The sequence below is a fragment of the Siminovitchia jepli genome (genome assembly GCF_047228825.1).
Lineage (GTDB): Bacteria > Bacillota > Bacilli > Bacillales > Bacillaceae_C > Siminovitchia.
Window position 1 is genome coordinate 1 of record NZ_JBFEGN010000170.1, and the last position, 3,058, is coordinate 3,058.

The 3,058-nt window shown below is 41.0% G+C and carries 2 protein-coding genes and 2 pseudogenes; 2 read left to right on the forward strand and 2 right to left on the reverse strand.

Annotated features, from left to right (window positions below; genetic code table 11):
* Positions 1–192: 192 nt before the first annotated feature.
* Positions 193–1,164: pseudogene (locus AB1L08_RS22005) on the forward strand (2,3-butanediol dehydrogenase); the annotation flags it as partial.
* 15 nt (positions 1,165–1,179) lie between these two features.
* On the opposite strand, the pseudogene AB1L08_RS22010 reads toward AB1L08_RS22005, so the two are convergent.
* Positions 1,180–1,837: pseudogene (locus AB1L08_RS22010) on the reverse strand (transposase); the annotation flags it as partial.
* A 348-nt stretch (positions 1,838–2,185) separates the two neighbouring features.
* Between AB1L08_RS22010 and AB1L08_RS22015 the strand changes: the two are divergent.
* Positions 2,186–2,701 carry a YbaK/EbsC family protein gene (locus AB1L08_RS22015; protein ID WP_413066724.1) on the forward strand — a complete coding sequence of 172 codons (516 nt, stop codon included), beginning with the start codon at positions 2,186–2,188 and terminating at the stop codon, positions 2,699–2,701.
* 85 nt (positions 2,702–2,786) lie between these two features.
* Here the strand turns inward: AB1L08_RS22015 and AB1L08_RS22020 are convergent.
* Positions 2,787–3,058, reverse strand: a 272-nt coding sequence (locus tag AB1L08_RS22020) for a hypothetical protein (RefSeq protein ID WP_413066725.1), incomplete at its 5' end; no start/stop codon positions are given.

Here is a 3,058-nt window from a genome sequence, read left to right on the forward strand (position 1 = left end):
TCCGCGCTTTCCCTAAGAGCGCGAATGTTTGCGAAAGAACAGCAAACAGCATTGAATGGATGGCGCAAGCACCAAGATAGGCTGCAAAAAAAATTAGCCTGATGCACTATTCGACATTCCAAGGCACTATAGGGAACACGAACTTTGTTAGAGTCGAATTTTGTCAACTACCCCACGTTATTTTACTGAACCATAAAAGTAAAAGTAGCTTGGGCGGGAATATGTGGAAGTGATCTTCATGAATATGAAGAGGGACCGGTTTTTGTTCCAATTGAACATCCTGACCCATTGACAGGCCAACAATCTCCCTTGACCATGGGGCATGAGTTTGCGGGCATTATTGAAGAAGTGGGATCCAAGGTAAGAAACTTCAAGCCTGGAGATCGTGTAGCAATTAACCCGACCATTACTCGCGGGATTAAACCGCCTGCGTACGATATATATGACGGATTTAGTTTTATCGGCCTTCATTCTGATGGTGGCTTTGCAGACTTTGCAATTGTACCTGAAGATAATGTTTATACATTGCCTGAATCGTTAACCTTACAGGACGGGGCGTTGGTAGAACCTACAGCAGTTGCCGTACAAGCTATAAAAGAAGCTGGCCTTTGCATTGGAGATACCGTAGCCGTATTTGGTGCCGGTCCTATCGGTTTATTAACGATTATGGCGGCAAAAGCAGCCGGAGCCATAACCATCATTGCGTTAGACTTGTCTGAAACAAGGCTAGAAAAAGCCCAGACGATTGGTGCAACACACGTCATAAATTCCAAAAACGTGGATCCAATCAAGGCCATTAAGGAAATTTCATCTCAAGGTGTTGACATTGCGTTCGAGGTAGCAGGTGTCGAACAGACCTTTAAACAATCCATTCAATCTACCAAAGCGCGTGGTACGATGGTTGTTGTATCGATTTTTGCAAATCCGATTAATTGGAACCCCATGGAATTAACGACCACAGGGGTAAAGGTAACATCAACTTTAGCTTATGAACCGTCAACTTTTCAACAAACCATCGATTTAATGGCAGTTGGCCAATTAAATCCGCAACAAGTCATTACTGACTTCATTCAGTTGAATCATATTGTCGATAGAGGATTTGAAGTGTTATCCAATGACAAATCCCAGGCAAAGATCCTTGTAGAATTAAGCGGTGAAAAGTAATGAACAAGAATTTGGATCATATATGGATCCAACAGTCTTACCTATGTATCCAGCGGGAACTGAGTACTGGTTAGACTTGTAGGTGATCATATTCGAAGGGTTTACCGTTACGCGATTATGATCGATTTTATAATAATCTCTTATTCTTTCATTTGGTAGTGGGGATAAGAGATCTTTTTCTTTTTTAAAGAGCAGTATAGGTATTTTTCCTGCTCCTTGATGATAACTGTTGTTGATTCGATTACACAGCTTTGCACAAACTGATCCAGCTCTATTTCCTCTGGTAGGCATGAATCTCATCAATAACCTTCATCGGAGACTCCACCTTGCCCTTTGTTTTCGATCTTCTTGCTATACAAGGCTTTACTTCAAATCCCATATCTTTTGCGAAGTGAGAAAATCGTTCATTCACTTTTCCTTTTTGATATTTCATCCGTAAATCGTCCATGACGGTTTTCATATTGTCTGTCACAATTGTTTTAGGAACACCTCCAATCGCCTCAAAATTTTCTGTGAGAAACGATAGTAATATACTCTGAGATTTTGAAATGGATAAGTCATATATTCGAAACCTCGAATAGGAAAGTAGAAGCACGGCTACATTCACATATAAAATTTCCCCATCCTTGGTAACATGTCGAATATTTTCTTTCCAATCCAGCTGCGCTTGTTCACTGTCCGCAGCCAGACCTATTGTCGATATTGCGAAGAGTCTTGCTATTTATTTTGGCGGGAGATATTCTAAAAAAGAGCCGTCAGCTTTGCTGACCATAATAGTATAATGGTCAATAGAGCTGACGTCTCTTAAACTAGAAAAGGAAAAGGTTATTTGCTCATCTATACTTGCCGGCCAGAGAACAAATAACCCTCGCAATACTGTGCCTATTTTACTAGAATGTCCACTAACCATCAAGAAGTATATAAAATTTGTCGAAGCTTTTGATGAAGAGGTCTTTTGTCCTTGTTTGTGCAATAATGGAAATATGGACAATCAATGAAACAATCGGAAAGGATGAACTTTATGTCATTGGAAAGTGTGAAAGCTCATTTTAAAAATTGGAATCGCGAAAAGGATGTGATGGAATTTGACACATCAAGCGCGACTGTGGAACAGGCGGCGGAAACAATCGGCGTCATTCCGGCGCGAATCGCAAAGACGCTTTCTTTTAGGGGAGAAGATGAAAATGCAATTTTGATTGTAGCTGCTGGGGATGCGAAAATCGATAATAAGAAATTCCGCCATACTTTTCACTTTAAAGCACGCATGCTGTCGCCCGATGAAGTGCTTGAACAGACCGGGCATGCCATTGGCGGTGTCTGTCCCTTCGGGCTGGCAAACGATTTGAAAGTGTATTTGGATGTTTCGTTAAAGCGGTTTGAGACAGTCTTTCCTGCCTGCGGAAGTACCAACTCAGCCATAGAATTGACTTGCGAAGAACTTTTTGAATATTCTTCGGCCATTGAGTGGGTGGATGTGTGCAAGGGGTGGGCAGAAGAAGGGGAGGAAGAAATAACTGCAGCAAGCAGCCAAAGCTGACTTTAAAAATCACTTCCATTCAAACACACTCCTCCCATATTCAAGGGAGGAATGTGTTTTTGACGGGAATGAAAAATGGTGCCATTCATAAAGAGTTCAGTTGAACGGCATGGATTGAGCCGCCGGCTAACTTGGCCAGCTTTTTCACGATCTTGCTTTTTTGCAATCCAAAATAATCATGCATTTGTTTACAGAGATTGAATCTTTTAGGTTTTAGAATTTCTTGACAATGACCTTGTATTTCCACGGTAAAAACTTCTATCATGCGTGGCAAGAAATTAACCTGGATTACGAAAGTAAAATCTAGTTTATAAATACAAAAAGGGCTCCAACCTTTGGTATAATTAGGTTTGTACT